Annotated in this window: 19 protein-coding genes; 3 read left to right on the top strand and 16 right to left on the bottom strand. The window is 64.0% G+C overall.

Features of this window, described 5'->3' with window-relative positions; genetic code table 11:
- Nucleotides 1-2: 2 nt before the first annotated feature.
- Together L0D16_RS07655 and L0D16_RS07650 are read right to left on the bottom strand one after the other, a co-directional pair.
- Nucleotides 3-926 carry a peptidoglycan DD-metalloendopeptidase family protein gene (locus tag L0D16_RS07655; protein WP_243031030.1) on the bottom strand — a complete coding sequence of 308 codons (924 nt, stop codon included), beginning with the start codon at nt 924-926 and terminating at the stop codon, nt 3-5.
- Between the two features lie 70 nt (nt 927-996).
- The gene (locus L0D16_RS07650) at nt 997-2271 is read right to left on the bottom strand and encodes a thymidine phosphorylase (RefSeq protein ID WP_243031029.1); all 1275 of its coding nucleotides are present in this window, start codon (nt 2269-2271) and stop codon (nt 997-999) included.
- Between the two features lie 197 nt (nt 2272-2468).
- Here L0D16_RS07650 and L0D16_RS07645 point away from each other — a divergent pair, with 197 nt between their 5' ends.
- On the top strand, nt 2469-3179 hold the full coding sequence (locus L0D16_RS07645; protein WP_243031028.1) for a DUF433 domain-containing protein: 711 nt from the start codon (nt 2469-2471) through the stop codon (nt 3177-3179).
- On the top strand, nt 3176-3328 hold the full coding sequence (locus L0D16_RS07640; protein WP_243031027.1) for a PIN-like domain-containing protein: 153 nt from the start codon (nt 3176-3178) through the stop codon (nt 3326-3328). The genes L0D16_RS07645 and L0D16_RS07640 overlap by 4 nt, the downstream gene beginning before the upstream one ends.
- 225 nt (nt 3329-3553) lie before the next feature.
- Here the strand turns inward: L0D16_RS07640 and L0D16_RS07635 are convergent, their stop codons facing one another.
- Entirely contained in the window at nt 3554-4663 is a 1110-nt protein-coding gene (locus L0D16_RS07635; RefSeq protein ID WP_243031026.1) for a type IV pilus twitching motility protein PilT, read from the bottom strand.
- Nucleotides 4660-5490 (bottom strand): pantoate--beta-alanine ligase, encoded by an 831-nt coding sequence (gene panC / locus L0D16_RS07630; RefSeq protein ID WP_243031025.1) that lies wholly within the window; start codon nt 5488-5490, stop codon nt 4660-4662. The genes L0D16_RS07635 and panC overlap by 4 nt, the downstream gene beginning before the upstream one ends.
- Nucleotides 5491-5511: 21 nt before the next feature.
- Here panC and L0D16_RS07625 point away from each other — a divergent pair, with 21 nt between their 5' ends.
- Nucleotides 5512-5793, top strand: coding sequence for a hypothetical protein (locus tag L0D16_RS07625; protein ID WP_243031024.1), 282 nt, complete (start codon nt 5512-5514; stop codon nt 5791-5793).
- Between the two features lie 368 nt (nt 5794-6161).
- On the opposite strand, the gene rsfS is transcribed toward L0D16_RS07625, so the two are convergent.
- The 12 genes from rsfS to L0D16_RS07560 all read right to left on the bottom strand — a co-directional run.
- On the bottom strand, nt 6162-6503 hold the full coding sequence (rsfS, locus tag L0D16_RS07620; RefSeq protein ID WP_243031023.1) for a ribosome silencing factor: 342 nt from the start codon (nt 6501-6503) through the stop codon (nt 6162-6164).
- Between the two features lie 6 nt (nt 6504-6509).
- Nucleotides 6510-7607, bottom strand: a complete 1098-nt coding sequence (locus L0D16_RS07615; protein WP_243031022.1) for an LCP family protein — start codon at nt 7605-7607, stop codon at nt 6510-6512.
- Nucleotides 7597-8154 (bottom strand): bis(5'-nucleosyl)-tetraphosphatase (symmetrical) YqeK, encoded by a 558-nt coding sequence (gene yqeK / locus L0D16_RS07610; protein ID WP_243031021.1) that lies wholly within the window; start codon nt 8152-8154, stop codon nt 7597-7599. The genes L0D16_RS07615 and yqeK overlap by 11 nt, the downstream gene beginning before the upstream one ends.
- Nucleotides 8129-8689, bottom strand: a complete 561-nt coding sequence (gene nadD, locus L0D16_RS07605) for a nicotinate-nucleotide adenylyltransferase (protein WP_243031020.1) — start codon at nt 8687-8689, stop codon at nt 8129-8131. Before nadD ends, yqeK begins: the two co-directional genes overlap by 26 nt.
- Before the next feature lie 11 nt (nt 8690-8700).
- Nucleotides 8701-9948 (bottom strand): GTPase ObgE, encoded by a 1248-nt coding sequence (obgE, locus tag L0D16_RS07600; protein ID WP_243031019.1) that lies wholly within the window; start codon nt 9946-9948, stop codon nt 8701-8703.
- A gap of 17 nt (nt 9949-9965) precedes the next feature.
- On the bottom strand, nt 9966-10223 hold the full coding sequence (gene rpmA, locus L0D16_RS07595) for a 50S ribosomal protein L27 (protein WP_114313514.1): 258 nt from the start codon (nt 10221-10223) through the stop codon (nt 9966-9968).
- A 3-nt stretch (nt 10224-10226) separates the two neighbouring features.
- A complete protein-coding gene (gene rplU, locus L0D16_RS07590) occupies nt 10227-10532 on the bottom strand; it encodes a 50S ribosomal protein L21 (protein ID WP_243031018.1) in 306 nt (101 codons plus the stop codon).
- A 131-nt stretch (nt 10533-10663) separates the two neighbouring features.
- Nucleotides 10664-11605 (bottom strand): UDP-glucuronic acid decarboxylase family protein, encoded by a 942-nt coding sequence (locus tag L0D16_RS07585; RefSeq protein WP_243031017.1) that lies wholly within the window; start codon nt 11603-11605, stop codon nt 10664-10666.
- A 10-nt stretch (nt 11606-11615) separates the two neighbouring features.
- Nucleotides 11616-13019 (bottom strand): UDP-glucose dehydrogenase family protein, encoded by a 1404-nt coding sequence (locus tag L0D16_RS07580; RefSeq protein ID WP_243031016.1) that lies wholly within the window; start codon nt 13017-13019, stop codon nt 11616-11618.
- Between the two features lie 333 nt (nt 13020-13352).
- Nucleotides 13353-15809, bottom strand: a complete 2457-nt coding sequence (locus L0D16_RS12420) for a Wzz/FepE/Etk N-terminal domain-containing protein (RefSeq protein ID WP_279231260.1) — start codon at nt 15807-15809, stop codon at nt 13353-13355.
- Nucleotides 15810-15820: 11 nt separating this feature from the next.
- Nucleotides 15821-17662 carry a polysaccharide biosynthesis protein gene (locus L0D16_RS07565; RefSeq protein ID WP_243031015.1) on the bottom strand — a complete coding sequence of 614 codons (1842 nt, stop codon included), beginning with the start codon at nt 17660-17662 and terminating at the stop codon, nt 15821-15823.
- A gap of 60 nt (nt 17663-17722) precedes the next feature.
- Nucleotides 17723-18415 (bottom strand): RNA-guided endonuclease InsQ/TnpB family protein (locus L0D16_RS07560; protein ID WP_243031014.1); only part of this gene is annotated, 693 nt, incomplete at its 5' end.

Raw genomic sequence — 18415 nt, 5'->3', positions numbered from 1 at the left:
TTTTAACGGGAGGCCCAAAGGGGGTCTAGGTAGGGCCTGGGGTCCAAGGGGGTGCCGTAGCGGTAGACGCTGTAGTGGAGGTGGGGGCCGGTGGAGCGGCCCGTGGAGCCCACGTACCCCAGGACCTGCCCCCTTTCCACCCTCTGCCCGGGGTGCACCGCCAAGCGGGAAAGGTGGCCGTAGAGGGTCTGGTACCCCTCCGCATGGTCCAGGAGGACGGCAAGGCCATAGGCCCCCATCCAGCCCACCTGGGCCACCACCCCGCTTCCCGTGGCGTAGACGGGAGCCCCATAGGGAGCGGCGAAGTCTAGGCCGTCGTGGAACTCGTACCCTGGGCCGAAGGGGTTTTTGCGCGTGCCAAAAAAGGAGGTGACCCCCTTGTACCCCCGTAGGGGCAGGCCCTGGGGAAGGCTTCGCTCCACCTCCAGGGTCCTTTCCAGAGCTGGGACCACCTCCTTAAGCTGGTTCTTGAGGTCCAGGACCTCCGCCCGCACCTCCGCCCAGCCCGCCAGGGACTCCTCGGCCACGGCCCCACCCCCCCGGCCCCCTTCCTGGTAGCGCACGGGAAGGGCGTTCAAGGGGGAAAGCCCCGCCCGGCGGCGGAGCTCTTCTATGGCCTTCTTGATCTCCTCCAGCTCCCTTTTGGTGCGCTTGGCCTCCTCCGAGAGGGCCCCGTTTTTGCTCCGCTCCGCCTCGAGGGCCAGGGAAAGCCTCCGGGCCTCCTGGGAAAGGGCCTGGAGGCGGACCTCCAGGGCGCGGGCCTCCCGGCTCCTATGCCAGAGGTAGAGGTTGGCCCCGGTCCAAAGGGTTAGGAGGGCCAGGAAGAGGGCCACGGCCCACCCCGGCAGGACCACCGCCCGGCTTCCCCCGCCGCTTCGGGCCAGGAACAGGGTATAGCGCACGGGCCTTTTCCAGCGTCGCTTCATCCGGCAAGAGTATACCCTACCCCCTCGCCCCTAAGGGCAAGGCCACTGGTTGGGGCCAATGGGTTGACCCTTAGGGCAAAGCGTCCAAGACCAGGGGCAGGGGGTTGGCCTCCTGGCCCAAGCGGAAGGCCTCCCTTAGATGGCCCAGGGCCTCCTCCAGGCCCCGGCCATGGTGGTAGACCAGGGCTAGGGCCTCCTCCCTTGCCACCCGGTCCCCGGGCTTTTTCAGGAGATGGACCCCCACCCCGGGGTCAATGGCCTCGCCCTTTTTCCTTCGCCCACCCCCCAGGGCCAAGACCGCCAGGCCCACCCGGTAGGCGTCCACCTCCTGCACCACTCCCTCCCCTTCCGCCAAAAGGGGCAACTCCTCCCCTAGGGGAAGCAGGGTGAAGTCCTCCACCACCCTGGCCTCCCCCCCTTGGGCCTCGAGGAAGGCCCGGAACTTCTCCAGGGCCTCCCCGCTTTCCCAGGCCCTCCGGGCCAGGCCCGGGTCCAACCCTTCCAGCCCCAAGGCCTCCTCCGCAAGGCGCAAGGCCACGGCCACCAGATCCTCAGGCCCCTTCCCCTTTAGGGTCTCTATGGCCTCCCGCACCTCAATGGCATTCCCCACCGCCCGGCCCAAGGGGGTCTCCATGCTGGTGAGAAGGGCCCTCACCCTGCGGCCCGCCCCCTGGCCGATCTCCACCATGGTCTTGGCGAGAAGCCGGGCCTCCTCCAGGGTCTTCATGAAGGCTCCCTTGCCCACCTTCACGTCCAACACGATGCTCCTGGCCCCAGCCGCCAGCTTCTTGCTCATGATGGAGCTGGCGATCAAGGGGATGCTCTCCACGGTGGCGGTCACGTCCCTTAGGGCGTAAAGCTTTCCGTCCAAGGGGGCCAGGTCCGGGCTTTGGGCGGCGATGACCAGGCCGATGCGCCGGGCCCTATCCAGAAACTCCTCCTCCGTCATCTCCCCCCGCCAGCCCGGCACCGACTCCAGCTTGTCAATGGTCCCCCCCGTGTGGGCCAGGCCCCGGCCCGACATTTTGGCGAAGGTGCAGCCCGCCGCCGCCAGGATGGGCCCCACCACCAGGCTCACCTTGTCCCCCACCCCCCCGGAGGAGTGCTTGTCCACGGGGTGGGGCAGGTGGGAAAGGTCCAAAACCTTTCCGGAATAGGCCATGGTTTCCGTAAGCCAAAGGGTTTCCTCCCGGTCCAAGCCCCTTAAGAAGGCCGCCATGAGCCAGGCGGAGACCTGGTAGTCCGCCACCTCTTCCTTCAGGTAGCCGAGGAGGAAGGCCTCGAGGTCCTGGCGCCTATGCCTAAGGCCCTCCCGCTTCTCGCGGATGAACGCCACCGGGTTCATGCCCCCATGCTACGCCAGGGCCACGGCCGGGCGGTACCGCCTTGGCATCGGGGGGTTAGGGCACCTCTTCCCTTCGGAGGTCTCCGAATCCCGCCTGGAGTATGACCGGGACGTCAAGCTTCCCCTTCAGTGTGTAGGAGAAACTGAGCCCTCCCAGGGGTGGACATTCCCTGGGCCCTGGGGTGATAATCTAGCTGATGGATAGGGGAAAGCCCAAAGGAGCGGAGCCAGAAAGCCGGGTGCTGAGCTTGGACCCCCGGGACCGCCCCCTTTATACCCTCCGGGAAGCCGCCCGTTACCTAGGCATCCCCGTAGCCACCCTTCGCACCTGGGTGCGTGGGAGAAGCTACACCACGGCCCAAGGGGCAAGGTGGTCTGAACCCCTGATAACCCCTCCAGAAGAAGGCCACCTGCTCTCCTTCCACAACCTGGTAGAAGCCAATGTGCTCGCCGCATTAAGGGAAGTGTTTGGTGTCTCGATGGCCAAAATCCGACGCATGGTGAAGTACGCCATGGAGCACCTTGGGGTAGCCCGCCCCTTGCTGCTTGACCTGAAAGCTGGCCTTGGCGACATCTTTGTTAGGGATCCTCAAGGATTGCTGTCGCTGAGTCGTTCCGGCCAACTAGCCTTGGAGAAAATCCTAGAGAGCTACCTGGCTAGGGTGCACCGGGATGCAAGGGGAAGGCCGCTTCGTTTCCACCCTCCCGTAGCTGACCAAATACGCAGCAACCGGATCGTGCTGGATCCGCAAGTAGCCTTTGGCGCGCCCACCGTGAAAAGTATCCGAACCCGCATCATTGCGCTTCGTTATGATTCCGGTGAAACCCCCACGTCCCTAGCTGAAGACTACGGCATCAGTGTAGAAGACGTGAAGGAAGCGATCCTTTTCGAGGGCAGGGCTGCGTGAGTCCCACCTACTTCTGTGACCGGAATCTTGGCCGCAAGTTCCCCTTACACCTTCGCCAACTAGGGCTAACCGTAGAACTCCACGATGACCATTTCTCCCAAGAGGAACGGGACGAAATATGGATTCCCCAGGTGAGCCGGAAACAATGAGAAAAGGAAGTGCTCCTAGCCTACAGGGCCAGGGTAATCCTCTTACCCAAGCCCAAGCAGCAAATGCCAGGCTGGCTTGTTCAGGTAGCCCAAGAGTTCGCAAATGCCCAAGCCCGGATCACACGGTTCATAGAGAGAACCCCCCCGCCCTTTGTAGCCCGATTCCGGATCACAGAGAAGAAAGGTAAAAAACGCTATCACCTAAAATGCCTTGACCTCTAGCGTTCAGTACGCCTGCCCCGTGGCCTTGGTGAGGAGAAGCCTGAACTCGTGGGGGCTGGTGGCGGCGGAAAGGGCGTCCTCCAGGGAGATGAGCCCCTGGGTGTAGAGCTCCACCAGGTGCTGGTCAAAGGTGTGCATCCCGTGGATGGAGCCCTCCATCATGGCCTCCTTGATCTGGGGAGTCTTGTCCTCATCCTTGATGAGCTCCCGCACGTAAGGGGTGGCGATGAGAACCTCCAGGGCCAGCACCCTCCCCTTCCCGTCTGCCCGGGGTAAAAGCCTCTGGGAAAGGATGCCCAGAAGGGACTCGGCAAGGAGAATGCGCACCTGCTGGTGCTCATGAAGCGGGAAAAACTCGATGATGCGGTTGATGGTCCTCGCCGCATCCAGGGTGTGGAGGGTGGAGAGCACCAGGTGCCCGGTCTGGGCCGCCATGAGGGCAGCCTCCACCGTTTCCTTGTCCCGCATCTCCCCAATCAGGATCACGTCGGGGTCCTGGCGCATGGCGTACTTTACCCCGGAGTAGAAGCTATCCGTGTCCAGCCCCACCTCCCGCTGCACCACCAGGCTCTTCTTGTGCTTGTGCAGGAACTCTATGGGGTCCTCAATGGTGACGATGTTCTTGGCGTAGTGCAGGTTGATATGGTCAATGAGGGCCGCCAGGGTGGTGCTTTTGCCGCTTCCTGTGGGCCCGGTGACCAGGATGAGCCCCCGCTCCTTGGCGGCGAGCCCCTCCATCACCTCCCGGGGCAGGCCCAAGGCCTCAAAGCTGGGAATCACCTCGGCCACCACCCGCATCACCAAGCCGAAGCTTCCCCTCTGCCTCAGGAGGTTGCAACGGAAGCGGGCCACCCCCGGGATGGTGTAGGCGAAGTCCAGCTCCTTGCGGTACTCCACCTCCTCCCACTGCTCCGGGGTAAGGAGGGCTTTGGCGATGGCCTCCGTGTCCTTGGGGGTTAGGGGCCGGTTGCCAAAGGGCTTCAGCTTCCCATCCACCCGGATCACGGGCGGGGCCCCCGCCTGCAAGTGGATGTCCGAGGCCCGGGCCTGGACCATGGCCTTGAGCATCTCCAAGAGGCTTTGCCTACCCTCCTGGGGAAAAGCTTCGCTCATGGGTAGACCTCCAGGTTATCGATCAGGCGCACCTCGGGAAAGCGGCCCGCCACGATCCCCCTGGCCCCGGGCACAAAGCGGGAAAGGGGCAGGAGGGTTTCCGGGTGCACGATGGCCAGATAGTCCGGGCGGAACTCGGGCACCCCCTTGAGCACTTCCTCCCCTTTTTCCAAGGCCTCGGCCACGCCTTTTCCCCCCAAGGCCGCCTCCCGCATGGCCCAAAGGGCCCGGTAGAGCACCGTGGCCTCCTTGCGCCTTTCCGGGGACAGGTAGACGTTGCGGCTGGAAAGGGCCAGCCCATCCTCCTCCCGCACCGTGGGCACCCCCACCACCTCCAGGGGAAAGCCCAGGTCCCGCACCATCTTGCGGATCAGCAAAAGCTGCTGGTAGTCCTTCTCCCCAAAATAGGCCCGGCTTGGCCCCACCAGGAGGAAGAGCCTAGCCACCACCGTGGCCACCCCTTGGAAGTGCCCAGGGCGCACCTCCCCCTCCCATAGGGCGGTGAGGGGACCCTCCACGGTGATGCGGCTGGAAAACCCCGCGGGATACATCTCCTCCACGCTGGGGGCGAAGAGGAGATCCACCCCCGCCTCCTCGAGCAGGGCCCGGTCCCGCTCCAGGTCCCGGGGGTAACGGTGGTAGTCCTCCCCGGGGCCAAACTGCAAGGGGTTGACGAAGATGGAAACCACCACCAAGGGGTTTTCCTTGCGGGCCCGCTCCACCAAGGCCAGGTGCCCCCGGTGGAGATACCCCATGGTGGGAACAAAGCCTATCCCCTCCCGAGGAAGGGCCTGCCGGAGCTCGGCCACGGTGTGCGCCACCTTCACGGGCTTAAGTATACTTTCCCCGTGGGCAAGAAGAAGCGTGAGGAAAAGCTCAAGAAAAAGGCCCTGAAGGAATGGGAGGAGAGGCGGCCCAAAACCTTCCGCGAAGCCCTTAGGTATTTCCCCGGAATCTTCTTCCGCACCACCTTGGTGGTGATGGCGGCCACCCTCCTCATCCTGCTCACCGCATCCCTGGGCCTCACCTGGGCCCAAAGCATGTGGTTCCAGATCCTGGTCTACCTGGGGTTTTACCTTCTCTTTCAGCGCTTCATCATGGGGCCCTTGGCCCCGCCACGGCTGAAATAGGAAGGATGGCCGGGGCCAGCCGCGGGCCCAACCTCCTGGGGGTGGCCCTTTTTCCCAAGGCCCCGTGGCGGCGTGGGGGCCACCAAGGGGGAAGCCCTTTTACGGGGAAAGCCCCTGGTCATGGAGGCCCTTTCCCCCGCCACGGGAGGCCCAGGACCGGAGGGAGAGGATGCGGGCCTACCTGGGCTTGGCAAGCCTTCAGGCCTAGCCCATCCTTAACCCCCAAAGCAAGGGGCTTGCAGGGTACTTCCGCGAGGAAATGGGCTATAGCCCTAAGGCCTAGCCCGGCGGCCCGGTGCCCTGCCTGGGTTACCCTTAGACCTGGAAGCCCTCTACTCGGCCCTGGACTAGGCCCAGGGCCTTAACCCTTAAATCCTCTCGGCGTCCGCCCAGAAGCCCTCGAGGTCGTAGTACTCCCGGGCCTCGGGGGTCATGAGGTGGACCACCACCTCCCCGTAGTCCAGGACCACCCAGCGGGGGCTCTGCCCCTCCGTGGGCCGGGGCCGAAGCCCCGCCTCCCCCAGCTTCTCCTCCACGTGGCGCTCCAGGGCCTGGAGATGGGGGGTGCTGGTGGCGCTGGCCAGGACGAAGTAGTCCAGGCTATCGGACACCGCCCTCAGGTCCAGGGCCACCACGTTTTCCGCCTTCTTTTCCCCAAGGAGATCCTTGATCCTCGCTACCAGCTCCACAGCCTCCAGGGTCTTTACCATCTGCCCCTATTCTACCAGGTCGGGCCCCAGCTCCACCACCACCCCCACCACCGGTTGGTGCGGCGCCAGAAGGGGCAGGTGGAAAAGCTCGGCGAAGTAGCCGCCCGCCTCGAGGTCCTTGGCGTACACAGCGCTTCGCCCCACCTCCGCCTCCTCCACCTGCACCTCCACCCCCTCCCGGGCCAAAAGGGCCTGGCCCCAAAGGACCAGCTCCCTTTCCCCCCGTAGGCGCACGGGAACCTGCGGCGGGGATGAGGGCAGGGTCCGGCCCATCCATGCGGCCAGGACCTGGGCCTTGGCCCCCTCGTCCACATAGAGAAAGGTCCCCCTCCCCTCCCGGGTGGGCAGGGTGGCCAGGGAAAGCCTGAGGCCCTGGACTGCGGGGAAGTGGGCCAAAACCTCCTCCAGGGAGAGGTCCGTGTCCAACTCCCGCCAAGCCTCCCTTAGGGCCAAGGCCAAGGCCGGCCAGGTGCGGGGGTCCTGGGCCTTCTTGAGCACCTGGGAAATCACCCCCTTGATGCGGTCCAAGCGGGCATAATCCCCCAAGGCATCGTGGCGGAAGCGCATGTACTTCACCGCCTCTTCCCCGTTTAGGTGAAGCCTGCCCGCAGGGAAGTCAATGAAGAGCTTGGCCGCCCGGTCGGTGTAGCGCATGGGGCGGTCCAGGTAGACCTCCACCCCCCCTACCGCATCCACCACCCGGGCCACGCTTTCCAGGGTGAGGATGAGGTGCCTTTCCGCCACCAGGCCCGTGGCCTCCTCCACCGCCCGCTTCAGGAGCTCGGCCCCACCCCGGGCGTAGGCGCTGTTGATCTTGCCCCCCGCCACGGGGCTAAAGAGGTCCCGGGGAATGGCCAAGGCCCTAGCCTCCCCTCCCCGGATGCGCACGTAAAAGATGGTGTCCGTGCGGCTTCCCGGGCCGCAAGGGGTGTGGTAGCCGCAGTACTCTATGTCCCGGGCCGCCACCACCACCCCCATCTCGGGCAAGGGTCCCGCCCTTAGGGACCGCACCTCCCCTTCCCCCAGAGGCCTGGGCCAGGAAAGCACCCCCCCAAGGGCAAAAAGGGCTAGGGAAAGGAGGAGAAAGGAAAGCCTAGGGCGCATCCTGCAAGCGATGGTAAACCGCCAAGGTCCGGGGATGCATGGGGATACCCTTGGCCTTCAGGTAGGCCACCTTGTTCCCCACCGCCAAGCGGTAGGCCTCAAGAAGCCGGCCCGAAAGGGCCAGGTCCCGGATCTCCCCGTTCACCCCCCGGCCCGGCTCGGAGATGTCGGCGATGTATAGGGCCATGCCCAAGGGGTTCCGGGGGTCTACCCCGTACACGTGCCCCTCCACCGCCTCCAGGACCTCCTGGTCCTCCACCCCCCAGCCCTGGGCCAGAACCCGGGCCGCCCGGCCGTGGAGGGAGAGGGGATGGGCCCTTTCCACCTCGTTTTCCGGTGGGGCCAGGCGGAGGAGCTCCTCCTCTCCCAGATCGCGGGCCGCGTCGTGCAGAATCCCTGCCAGATAGGCCCTCTCCCCATCCAGACCGTTCCGTTCGGCAATCTCCCGGGCCAGGGCCGCCACCCGCTCAATATGGGCCCAGCGCTCGGGGCGGACCAGGGCCTTCACCTTCTCCTTTAGCTCAGCGGTAGAAACCGTGCCGTTCAAGGTACACCTCCACGGGCCTAGGCACCCAGAAGCGCACGCTCTGGCCCTCCTTGAGGCGCCTGCGGATCTCGCTGCTGGAGATCCCCACCTCCGGGACCAAAAGGGGCACCACAGGCACCGGCATCCGGTCCAAGGGGTAGCCGGGCCGGGCCACGGCCACCAGGGTGGCCAGTTCATGGAGCCGGTGCCCCTCCTTCCAGGTGAGGACATCCCGGTAGGCATCCGCCCCGGTGATGAAGAAGAGCTCATCCCCTGGGAAAAGCCTCCGGGCCTCCCTTAGGGTGTCCACGGTGTAGCTCAGGCCAGGCCGGTCCAGCTCCAGCCTCGAGGGCCAAAACCCCTCCTCCTCCGCCGTGGCCAGGAGGACCATCTCGTAGCGGGCCCAGTCGGGGGCCACGGGGGTCTTGTGGGGGGGGCGGGCGGCCACCACGAAGAGCACCCGGTCCAGCCCCAAGGCCCTTTGGGCCTCACTGGCGGCGATCAGGTGCCCCAGGTGGATGGGGTCAAAGCTCCCGCCAAACAGCCCAATCCGCAAACCCGCCCTCCCTAGCCCGGGATGTACTCAAACTCCCGCTCCCCGATGCGCACGATATCCCCCGCCCGCACCCCCTTGGCCTTAAGGGCCGCCTCCACCCCATGGCGCCGGAAGACCTCCTGCAGGTAGCCGGCGGCCTCGGAAAGGTCCCCCTTAAGCCGCTTAAGGTAACCCTCCAAGGCGGAGGAGCGCACCTGGTACACCCCTTCCTCCAGGGGCACCACCTCCACCCCGGCCTCCACCTCCACCCTGGGGGTGGGCTTTGGAAGCTCGGGGGCCGGGGTGGCCTTCACCAAACTGAAGAGGGCTTCCTTTAAGGCTTCTAAGCCTTCTCCCGTTAGGGCGCTTACCGCAAGGACGGGAAGCCCCTCCTGGGAAAGCTCCGCCACCTTTTGGGCCACCTCCTCCGGCCCCAGGAGGTCCACCTTGTTGAGGGCGATGAGGCTTGGCCGCCTGAGGAGGGCGGGGTCGTAGGCCTCCACCTCCTTCCGCAGGGTGCGTAAAGTCTTAAGGGGCTCCTGGGTGGCGTCCAGAACGTAGAGCAGCACCCGGGTGCGGGCGATATGCCTTAGGAACTCAAGCCCCAAGCCCTTTCCCTGGCTGGCCCCCTCAATGATCCCCGGGATGTCCGCCAGGGTGAAGCGCTCCTCTTCCCCCACCTCCACCACCCCTAGGTTGGGGCTTAGGGTGGTGAAGGGATAGGGGGCGATCTTGGGATGGGCCCGGGTGGTGGCGGCCAGGAGGCTGGACTTGCCGGCGTTGGGGTAGCCCACCAGGCCCACGTCGGCGATGAGCAGGAGCTCGAGGCGAAGCCGCCTCCTTTCCCCCTCCTCCCCGGCCTCGGCAAAACGGGGGGCCTGGCGGGTGGGGGTGACGAAGTGCCTATTCCCCCTTCCTCCTTCCCCTCCCCGGGCCACCAGGAGAACCTGGCCTTCCTCCGTGAGGTCCCCCAGGAACTCCCCGGTATCGGCATCAAAGACCCGGGTACCCCGGGGCACCTCTAGGTAAAGGTCCCGTCCAGCACGGCCATGTTGGCCGCTTCCCTTCCCGTGCTCCCCGTCCTCCGCCTTGTAGGTGCGCTTGGAAAGCTCTGCGAGGGAGTCCACGCTTCCCCTAGCCCTCAGGTAGACGCTTCCCCCACGACCCCCATCCCCTCCATCGGGGCCGCCCTTAGGCACAAACTTCTCCCGACGGAAAGAGATGGCACCGTCGCCACCCCTACCGGCAGCGACGGTGATGGTCAGGACGTCTTGGAACATCCAGGCTGTCCCTTGGCCTAGGCCAAGGGGCGCACGTGCACATAGCGGCCTAGCCGCCCCTTATCCTGGAACTCCACCACCCCGTCCACTAGGGCGAAGAGGGTGAAGTCCCGGCCCATGCCCACGTTCTTGCCAGGCTTGAACTGGGTGCCCCGCTGGCGCACCAGGATGTTCCCCGCCTTCACCACCTGGCCGCCATAGCGCTTTACCCCTAGGCGCTTGGCCTGGGAATCCCGGCCGTTTTTAGTGGAACCCAAACCCTTTTTATGTGCCATGGCTCACCCCTGAATCTCCTTGATGAGGATTTCCGTATAGGGCTGGCGGTGCCCTTTCTTCCTGCGGTACTGCACCTTGGCCTTGAAGCGGGAGACGGTGATCTTCCTGCCCTTGCCGTGGCCCAGGACCTCGGCCACCACCTTGGCCCCCTCCACGAAGGGAGCGCCCACCACCGTCCTCTCCCCACCCAGGAAGAGCACGGGAAGCTCCACCTGGCTTCCGGGCTCGGCCTCGAGCTTCTCCACCCGCAGCCTAAGCCCAGGCTCCACCCGGTACTGCTTTCCACCGGTCTTGACAATGGCAAACATGGCTTCCCCTTCCTAAAGGCCCCCAAAGGGGCTACCGGCTTTCTACTATACCCAACCTAAGCCACTTCTTCAAGCACCGAAAAAGGCTGCTTCAGAGGCCGTTTCTAAGGACTAGCCTTTTGCCAAGCGGCTTAAACGATATGGTCTACCACCTCCCGGAAGTAAAGAACCGTCCGCTCCAGCCCCTCCCGCACTGGCACCTTGGGCTCCCAACCCAGGAGTCGCTTGGCTAAGCTAATGTCCGGACGGCGTTGCTTGGGGTCATCCTCGGGTAACGGCCGGAAAACAATGGGAGAAGAACTCCCCGTAAGCTCCCGAACTAGGTGGGCCAAGTCCAGGACCCGGTACTCCTCAGGATTGCCCAGGTTGACAGGATAGGGATACCCCACCTCCATAAGACGAAAAAAGCCCTCCACCAAATCATCCACGTAGCAGAAGGAACGGGTCTGGCTCCCGTCCCCATATACGGTAAGGGGCTCCCCCTTGAGGGCCTGCACAATGAAGCTGGACACCACCCGCCCATCCTCCGGGTCCATAAAGGGACCATAGGTGTTGAAAATGCGGGCAATGCGTATGGAAAGCCCGTGCACCCGGTGGTAGGCCACGCTCAAAGCCTCCGCATACCGCTTGGACTCATCATAAATGCTCCGGGGGCCAATAGGGTTCACGTTCCCCCAGTACGTTTCCGGCTGAGGGTGGACTAAGGGATCCCCGTACACCTCGCTGGTAGAAGCCAGGAAGAAGTTGGCCCCCTTGGCCAAGCTAAGGTCCAAAAGGTGCCGCGTACCCTCGGCGTTTACCAAAAGAGTCTCCAGGGGAAGTCTGAGGTACCGGGGTGGCGAGGCCGGAGAGGCCAGGTGGAACACCCAGTCCAAGGGGCCTTCCACCTCAAGCGGGTAGCGGACATCCGCTTGCAAAAAAGTAAAACCAGAATAGCGCCCCAAGCGCTCCAGGTTCCGCCTCTGCCCAGTGGCCAAGTTGTCCACCCCCAGCACCTCATGCCCCTCCTTGAGCAGCCTCTCCGCCAAATGGCTCCCCAAAAAGCCCGCCGCTCCCGTGATCAGGACCCTCATCTACCCCCTCCTAGGAACACCCGTTGGGCAGAGCCTCCAGAACACCCCTCGCCGGCACCCCCACCCCCAGGTAGCGGTATCCCGCCGCCCCCAGCCTATCCCGGTCCAGGTGGTTGCGGGCGTCCACCACCAAGGGAATACGCATCAGGGCCTTCAAAGACTCCCAAGGCCACGTCCGGTACTCCGGCCAGTCCGTGGCCAGAACCACCGCATCCGCATCCCGAAGAACCTCCTCCGGTCCTTCCCCGTACTCCAGGGGCAAGGCCACCTCCCTCCTGGCCCGGGGAAGGGCCATGGGGTCGTGGGCGCGGACAAAAGCCCCCCTCTCCAGCAGGGAAGCCGCCAGTTCCAGGGCAGGACTCTCCCGAAGGTCATCCGTATGCGGCTTGAAGGCCAACCCCAACAAGGCAATGGTGCGCCCCTTCAGGGTTTTCAGCTCCCCCAAAAGTTTCTCCACCACCCGCTGCCTCTGCAGGGCGTTCACCTCTCGGGTGGCCGCCACCAGGAGCATGGGCACACCGTATTCCCGCCCCATGGCCAGAAGGGCCAGGGTATCCTTGGGAAAGCAGCTGCCTCCCCAGCCCAAACCCGCCCCCAAAAACCGGTGGCCAATGCGGCTGTCCAAACCTATCCCCCGGGCTACCTCCCGGATATCCGCCCCCACCCGCTCCGCCAACCCGGCTAGCTCGTTGATAAAGCTGATCTTCATGGCCAAAAAAGCGTTGGCCCCATATTTGATGAGCTCCGCAGAAGCAGTATCGGTGGTGATAAAGGGCACCGCCCCCATTCGCTCAGGCCGGGGCAGAAAAGGAGGTGGGACAAAGCTCTGCTCCAAGATGGGTTCGTAAAGCTCCCGCAGCACCTCCAGGGCCCGCTTGTCCTCCGCACCCACCACAATGCGGTCCGGATAAAAACTGTCGTACACCGCCTGGCCCTCCCGGAGAAACTCCGGGTTGGAAGCCACCGCAAAGGCCAGCGGCTCCTCCCCGTATGCCTCCCTATAGGCCCGCCGCACCAGCGCCTCCACGTAGTTGCCGCTCCCCACAGGAACCGTGGACTTGTTCACCACCACCGTAAACCCCGGGCCTAAGTGCCGCCCAATACCCTCGGCCGCAGCCCGCACCTGGGAAAGATCCGGGGACCCGTCGGCCCCCGCAGGTGTTCCCACCGCCAAAAACACCACCTCGGCCCCCGGGATGGCCTCCTCATACCTGTGGGTAAAGGCCAAGCGGTCTTGGGCTAAACCCACCAACTCCTCAAGGTAAGGCTCAAAAAAGGGAAGCCTTCCCGCCTTCAGGCCCTCCACCTTCGCCTTATCCACGTCCACCACCGTCACGCGATGCCCCAGATAGGCCAACACCGCTCCAGTGGTCAGCCCCACGTAACCCGCCCCCACCACTGTTACCCGTTGCATATACGCACCCCCAAAAGAGAATAGCATACGGCCTCCATAAAATCCCAACGATGCCCGGTCGTGTAAGGTATGAAGGGGGCTTGCGTATAAATGTGGTAGCAGATAGATAATGCTAAGGGAGGGGAAACTGAGACCGAGGTTTTGCAGACCCTCCTAGAGGGCGACCGGGAGGTTCGTTTGGGGCAGGAGCCTCAAAACGGGCCAGCCTGGCCTAGGTGCGTTGCCAGGACAGGGCCTTGCTGGACCAGGACTTGGTCAGCCCCGTAGTTGGTTTGCCCTTCCAAACGTACCGCTGACACCAAGAGGGCTTGCCGAAACCCTGTCAGAAAGGCGTCATCCCCTTGCGGCTTCCGGCTGGGGCGGCCGCAGGGCCTCCGCCACAAAGGCTGCCATCACCCCCAGCACCAGCCCTAGGAAAACCGCCAGGGCCAGAATCAGGGCCCGCTTGGGGGCTACCTTCTCGTAGATGGGGTAAGCGGGGGCGATCACCTGGGCCAAGGAGTTTTGCGAGCTGGCCAGCTCAATCCGCAAGTCCGTGCGCTTCTGCGCCAGGGCCACATAGGCGTTGCGGGCCAGCTCCAGGGCCTGGCGCACCCGTTCCTCCTCCACCTGGGCCCGGGCCACCCGCTCCTTGAGCAGGTTGATGCGGGCCTCCACCTGGGCCATGCGGGCCTCGAGGGCCGCCTTGCGGGAAAGGAGCCGGGCCTCCTCCGCCTGGGCGTCAATGAGGGCGCTCCTCAGGCGCTGGTACTCGGGGTTGGGGTTGTCAAAGGCCAGGTCCGTAGCGGTAAGGTTGGCAATCTGGTCATACCGGGCGCGGAAGGCCTCGTAGGCCGCCTTTTTGGTGTTGAACTCCAGGAGGATGGCCTCCTTTTCCAGCTCCTGGGACGCAAGCTGGGCCTTAAGGGACCGGATACGGCGGTCGTACTCCCCTAGGTTCCGCTCCAAAGCCGCTTGCTCAGCCTCGAGGGCCGCCTTTTGCCCCTCTAGCTCCACCACCTGGTCCCGGAAGCGCAGGACATCCGGGCTCACCTCCCTCAGCTTCACCTCCGGCTTCGCCGCCAACCGCTTCAGGTTCTCCGCATACCGGTACACCGCATTGTAAATGTCCCGCGCCGTGTCCAGCTCCAGCAACAACCGCACCCGCCTGGTCTCTTCCTCCGCTATCCGCTCCTGCAAAGCCTCCACCTGCGGCAGCAAACGCGCCTCCTCGTCCCTTAAGGCCTTCTCCTCCCGATCCAGGGCTGCCAGATCGGCCCGCAAGTCCAAGGTTGTTACCAGGAGCTTCTGGTGGGTGGGGTTCAGCTCTTGATTCCTAAGTTTCAAACCCACCAACGCCTGAAGATCCCCTCCCCGAGCAATGGCCGCGGCCACCGCAGGATCGGCCACCACCTCTCTTTCCAAGGCCAACAGTTTGGGCTCTTGGGCAAGTTGCGCTTCCGCCTCCTCCAGGCGCTTTTGGAGCACAGCTCTGTCCGTGGGAATCTTTGCTAAACGCTGCCGTATCCCCGCCACCCGGTCAGCAAAACCCCCTAACTGCTGCTTCAACACGTTCAGCTGGCTCTCCCGCTGGTACGCCTGCCACGCCGCCTCCGCCGCCTTCACCCGGGCATCCGCCTCCCGCAAACGCTCCGCCACCAAGGCCTCCGCCTCCTCCACCGTCAAACCCGCCACCAGGTTCTCTATAGAGAGGCCAGGGAGTTGGGCCTTGTACTCCGCCAAGCGGGCTTGGGCTTCCTTTAGCCGGGTCTGAAGGACCGCCAGGTCCTTGCGAAGGGCCAGCAGCCTGGCCTGGGCCGAAGCATACCCTTCCGTATAGGCGCCCAACTCCGCCTGCCAAAGGGGAATGCGCTCCCGCCCCTGGAACTGCTCCAAGGCTTGGGCTGCCGCCACATAGCTCTGCCTGGCCCTTTCGGCTTCCCGCTTGAGATTCTCTTGGGCCTCCCTCAACCGCCTGCCGATGATGGCCAGCTGCTCAGGGCTGGTGCCAATGGGCACCAAGGCCGCCTGGCGCCGGGCCTCAGCCTGAAGGGCCTGAATCCTCCCCTGCACGGCCGCCAAGTCCCGCTCTAAGGCCGAACGCTCCTGGTCTAGGCTCACCCGCTCGCCGGTCTTGGCCTCCAGCTCCGCCTTGTCCTGGGCCAGGGTGGTGGAGCGCTGGAAGGCCTCAAAACGGGCCTGGGCCTCCTGGTAGGTTTTTTCCGCGGGGGCGATCTGCTCCTCTAGGGCCTCTAGGTTGGCCTCGAGGCGGGCCAAGGGAATGCGGTTCACCCGCTTCACCACCGCCTCCGCCCAGAGGTTGGCCGCTTTGGCCGCCACCTCGGGGCTTGGGGCCTGGACCGTTAGGGAGGCCACCACCGGGGGCACCTGCCCCTGGGGTACCACTTGCTGGCGGGGGGTTTCGTTCTTTATGCGAAAGTCCTTCACCATGCGCTCCACCCCGGGACTACGCCCCTGGTCCTGCCAGGCGGTGGGGAGCCTCCCCTCCTTGCGCAAGGCCTCCCACACCTCCCGCACCACCTCCTCGGAAAAGGCCAGGGCCTTTAGCCCCTCAAAGGTGAGGAGGCTTTGCCCCTGAACCTGAATGCGTTGCTCCAACTGCGCCTGCACCTGCACGGGAGCTACGTTCACCGTGGCGGTGGAGGCATAGCGAGGCTCCGCGATGAAAAACCCGTAGACCAGGGCCAAAGCGCCAAAGAGCACGGGAAGGGTGAGAATCCAAACCCGTTGGCGCTTGAGGGTTTCCAGGATGTCCCTTAGGGAAAGCTCATCGGAGGGGGTTTCCACCATAACGCCGCCCACTATACCCTATCCGAGCCAGGGGAAGGAACGCCCCCAGGATGATAGCTAGGAACAAGGTGCTGGAGCACTTCCCGAATCCTTTGCCCATCATAGAGGCGGGATACCCGATAGAGCTCCTCCAATAACTGGGGAAAGTCCGGGGGGAGTTGGCCCTTCTTGGCCACCCAGATCTTCTGGTGCCGGGAGGCCTCCACCCCCTCCTCGGCGGTGAGGAGCTCCTCAAAAAGTTTTTCCCCCGGGCGCACACCCGTAAACACGATGTCTATATCCCGGTAGGGCTCGAGGCCCGCCAGGCGGATCAGGTCCTTGGCCAGGTCCAGGATCCTTACGGGTTCTCCCATGTCCAGCACATAGACCTCGCCATTACCCCCCATGCCACCCGCTTGCAACACCAACTGGGCAGCCTCGGGAATGGTCATAAAGTAACGGCGCATTTCCGGATGGGTCACCGTCACCGGCCCCCCCCTCTTGATCTGCTCCAAAAAAATGGGCACCACGCTCCCTCGGCTTCCCAAAACGTTGCCGAAGCGGACGGAAACAAAGCTTTGCCCAGGCAAGGCCCGCAAAGCCGCCCAGGCCACCACCTGCTCCGCCACCCGTTTGCTGGCCCCCATCACCGACGTGGGGTTTACCGCCTTATCGGTGGAAATATTTACCAGGCGCTCCACCTTAAATTCCAGACAGAGTTCCGCCACGGTTTGCGTTCCGCGCACATTGTTAAAAATGGCCTCGTCGGGATGGGCCTCCATGAGGGGCACATGCTTGTGGGCAGCGGCATGGAAAACCACGTGGGGCCTATAGAGCTGGAAGATGCGGTGCATGCGGTCCTGGTTCCGCACATCGGCCACCACCACCTTGTACTGGAGTTCGGGATAGGAGGCTTCCAACTCCCTTTCCAAGAGGAACAGGCTATTCTCCCCCCTTCCCAATAGGATCACCAGCTCGGGGCTGAACCGGGCCACCTGGCGTACCAGCTCGCTGCCAATGGAGCCCCCCGCCCCCGTGACCAGGACCACCCGCCCTTCCAGGTAACCCGCTATTTCCTCCACCCTCAGGCGCACGGGCTCCCGGCGAAGGAGGTCCTCCAAACGCACTTCCCGTATTTGGGAAATCCCCACCCGACCGGAGAGGATCTCATAAATCCCCGGCAGGATGCGGTACTGGATACCTGCGGCCCGGGCCAGGTCCACCACCTTCCGCACCACAGCCCCGGGGGCTGAAGGAATGGCCACCAAAACCTCCTCCGCCTCAAGGGCCCGGGCCACCCGGGGCAGGTCGTCCAGGGCCCCCCACACCCGCACCCCAGCAATGGTCTGTCCCCTTTTGTTGGGATCGTCGTCCAGGAAACCCACCGGGTAGAGGCCAGCCTCCGGATGGCGGAGCATCTCCCGCACCACCATGCTTCCCGCCTCCCCCGCCCCCACCACCAAGACCCGGCGCCCTCTAACCCCCTTGCCCCTTTTGCTCTCCCAGTAGAGGCGCACCCCTAGGCGCATCCCCCCTAGGAACAGAAAGGCCAAAGCAGCAGAGATGATGGGCACGCTCCGAGGTAGGGGAAGATAAGCGCTAAGGAGCAGGGCAAAGGCAAAAAGGATACCGCCACCTGTGGCCACCGCCACACCTAACCGCAGGAGATCCCGCACCCCCACCCGGCTCCAGGCCTGGCGGTGGAGGCCAAAAAGGAGGATGAGAAGGGCCTTAAGGGGGACACCCAACAGGGTGTAGACAACCGCGGCTTCTCGGTATTGGGGCGGAAGCCCCTCCAAGCGGAGCACCAGAGCCAAAGGCGCCGCCAAGGTCCAAAGGGAGAGGTCCAAAAGAAACTTGATAAACCCACGCATTCCAGGCTTATCTTAAACGCAAGTGGGGTGAACGCACCCTGAATGTGACGACTCCCCGCTCTAAAGAGCAAGGCTTCTCGGCTCCGGGTGTAAACCCGTCACCGAAGGCTCCGTCCGAGCCCTGGCCAAGATGTTCACTGCCGCGGCCACGTCCCGATGTAGGAGAGTGCCACAAGAGGGACAGGTGAACTCCCTGACCCACAAGGGCTTCTTCTCCCGGTGTCCGCAGACAGGGCAATCTTGGCTCGTGTACTTGGGGTCCACCTTGATGACCCGCCTACCAGCTTCCGCCGCTTTGTAGGCAAGGATTTGGAGAAACTGCGCCCACCCCGCATCCTGTACACCCTTGGCGATGTTGGAGCGGGCCAAGGCTTGGATGTTGAAGTCTGCATGGACAATCACCCCGTAGCGGTTTACAAGCCTCCTGGCAAGTTTGTGGTGGAAGTCCCTGCGCTGGTTGGCGACCTTACGGTGCAGTTTGGCAAGCTGTTTTGTGGCCTTCTTGTACCGGTTGCTACCCCTTTTCTTTTGAGAGAGCTTCCTTTGGGCTTGAACAAGCTTTTCTTGGGCCTTCTGGTAGTACCTAGGGGCTTCTACCCTCTCCCCGTCAGAGGTGACAAGAAAGTGAGGGTTGGTGCCCAGGTCTATCCCCACCTGATTGTCATTGGGGGGTAGGGGTTTAGGGTCCACCTCACAGACGAAGATGATGTACCATTCGTCTCCTTCCCTTTTTACCGTAGCCGTCTTTATCTT

It is taken from the genome of Thermus altitudinis (assembly GCF_022760835.1).
GTDB lineage: Bacteria > Deinococcota > Deinococci > Deinococcales > Thermaceae > Thermus > Thermus altitudinis.
This window is presented reverse-complemented; position numbering and strand designations above follow the sequence as displayed.

Bases quoted from the DNA above. Each gene is read 5' to 3' on its own strand.
- L0D16_RS07655 (WP_243031030.1), bottom strand. From the start codon at position 926: ATGAAGCGACGCTGGAAAAGGCCCGTGCGCTATACCCTGTTCCTGGCC.
- L0D16_RS07580 (WP_243031016.1), bottom strand. From the start codon at position 13,019: ATGCAACGGGTAACAGTGGTGGGGGCGGGTTACGTGGGGCTGACCACT.
- L0D16_RS07635 (WP_243031026.1), bottom strand. From the start codon at position 4,663: ATGAGCGAAGCTTTTCCCCAGGAGGGTAGGCAAAGCCTCTTGGAGATG.
- L0D16_RS07650 (WP_243031029.1), bottom strand. From the start codon at position 2,271: ATGAACCCGGTGGCGTTCATCCGCGAGAAGCGGGAGGGCCTTAGGCAT.
- rsfS (WP_243031023.1), bottom strand. From the start codon at position 6,503: ATGGTAAAGACCCTGGAGGCTGTGGAGCTGGTAGCGAGGATCAAGGAT.
- obgE (WP_243031019.1), bottom strand. From the start codon at position 9,948: ATGTTCCAAGACGTCCTGACCATCACCGTCGCTGCCGGTAGGGGTGGC.
- L0D16_RS12420 (WP_279231260.1), bottom strand. From the start codon at position 15,809: ATGGTGGAAACCCCCTCCGATGAGCTTTCCCTAAGGGACATCCTGGAA.
- rplU (WP_243031018.1), bottom strand. From the start codon at position 10,532: ATGTTTGCCATTGTCAAGACCGGTGGAAAGCAGTACCGGGTGGAGCCT.
- rpmA (WP_114313514.1), bottom strand. From the start codon at position 10,223: ATGGCACATAAAAAGGGTTTGGGTTCCACTAAAAACGGCCGGGATTCC.
- L0D16_RS07645 (WP_243031028.1), top strand. From the start codon at position 2,469: ATGGATAGGGGAAAGCCCAAAGGAGCGGAGCCAGAAAGCCGGGTGCTG.
- L0D16_RS07565 (WP_243031015.1), bottom strand. From the start codon at position 17,662: ATGCGTGGGTTTATCAAGTTTCTTTTGGACCTCTCCCTTTGGACCTTG.
- L0D16_RS07615 (WP_243031022.1), bottom strand. From the start codon at position 7,607: ATGCGCCCTAGGCTTTCCTTTCTCCTCCTTTCCCTAGCCCTTTTTGCC.
- L0D16_RS07585 (WP_243031017.1), bottom strand. From the start codon at position 11,605: ATGAGGGTCCTGATCACGGGAGCGGCGGGCTTTTTGGGGAGCCATTTG.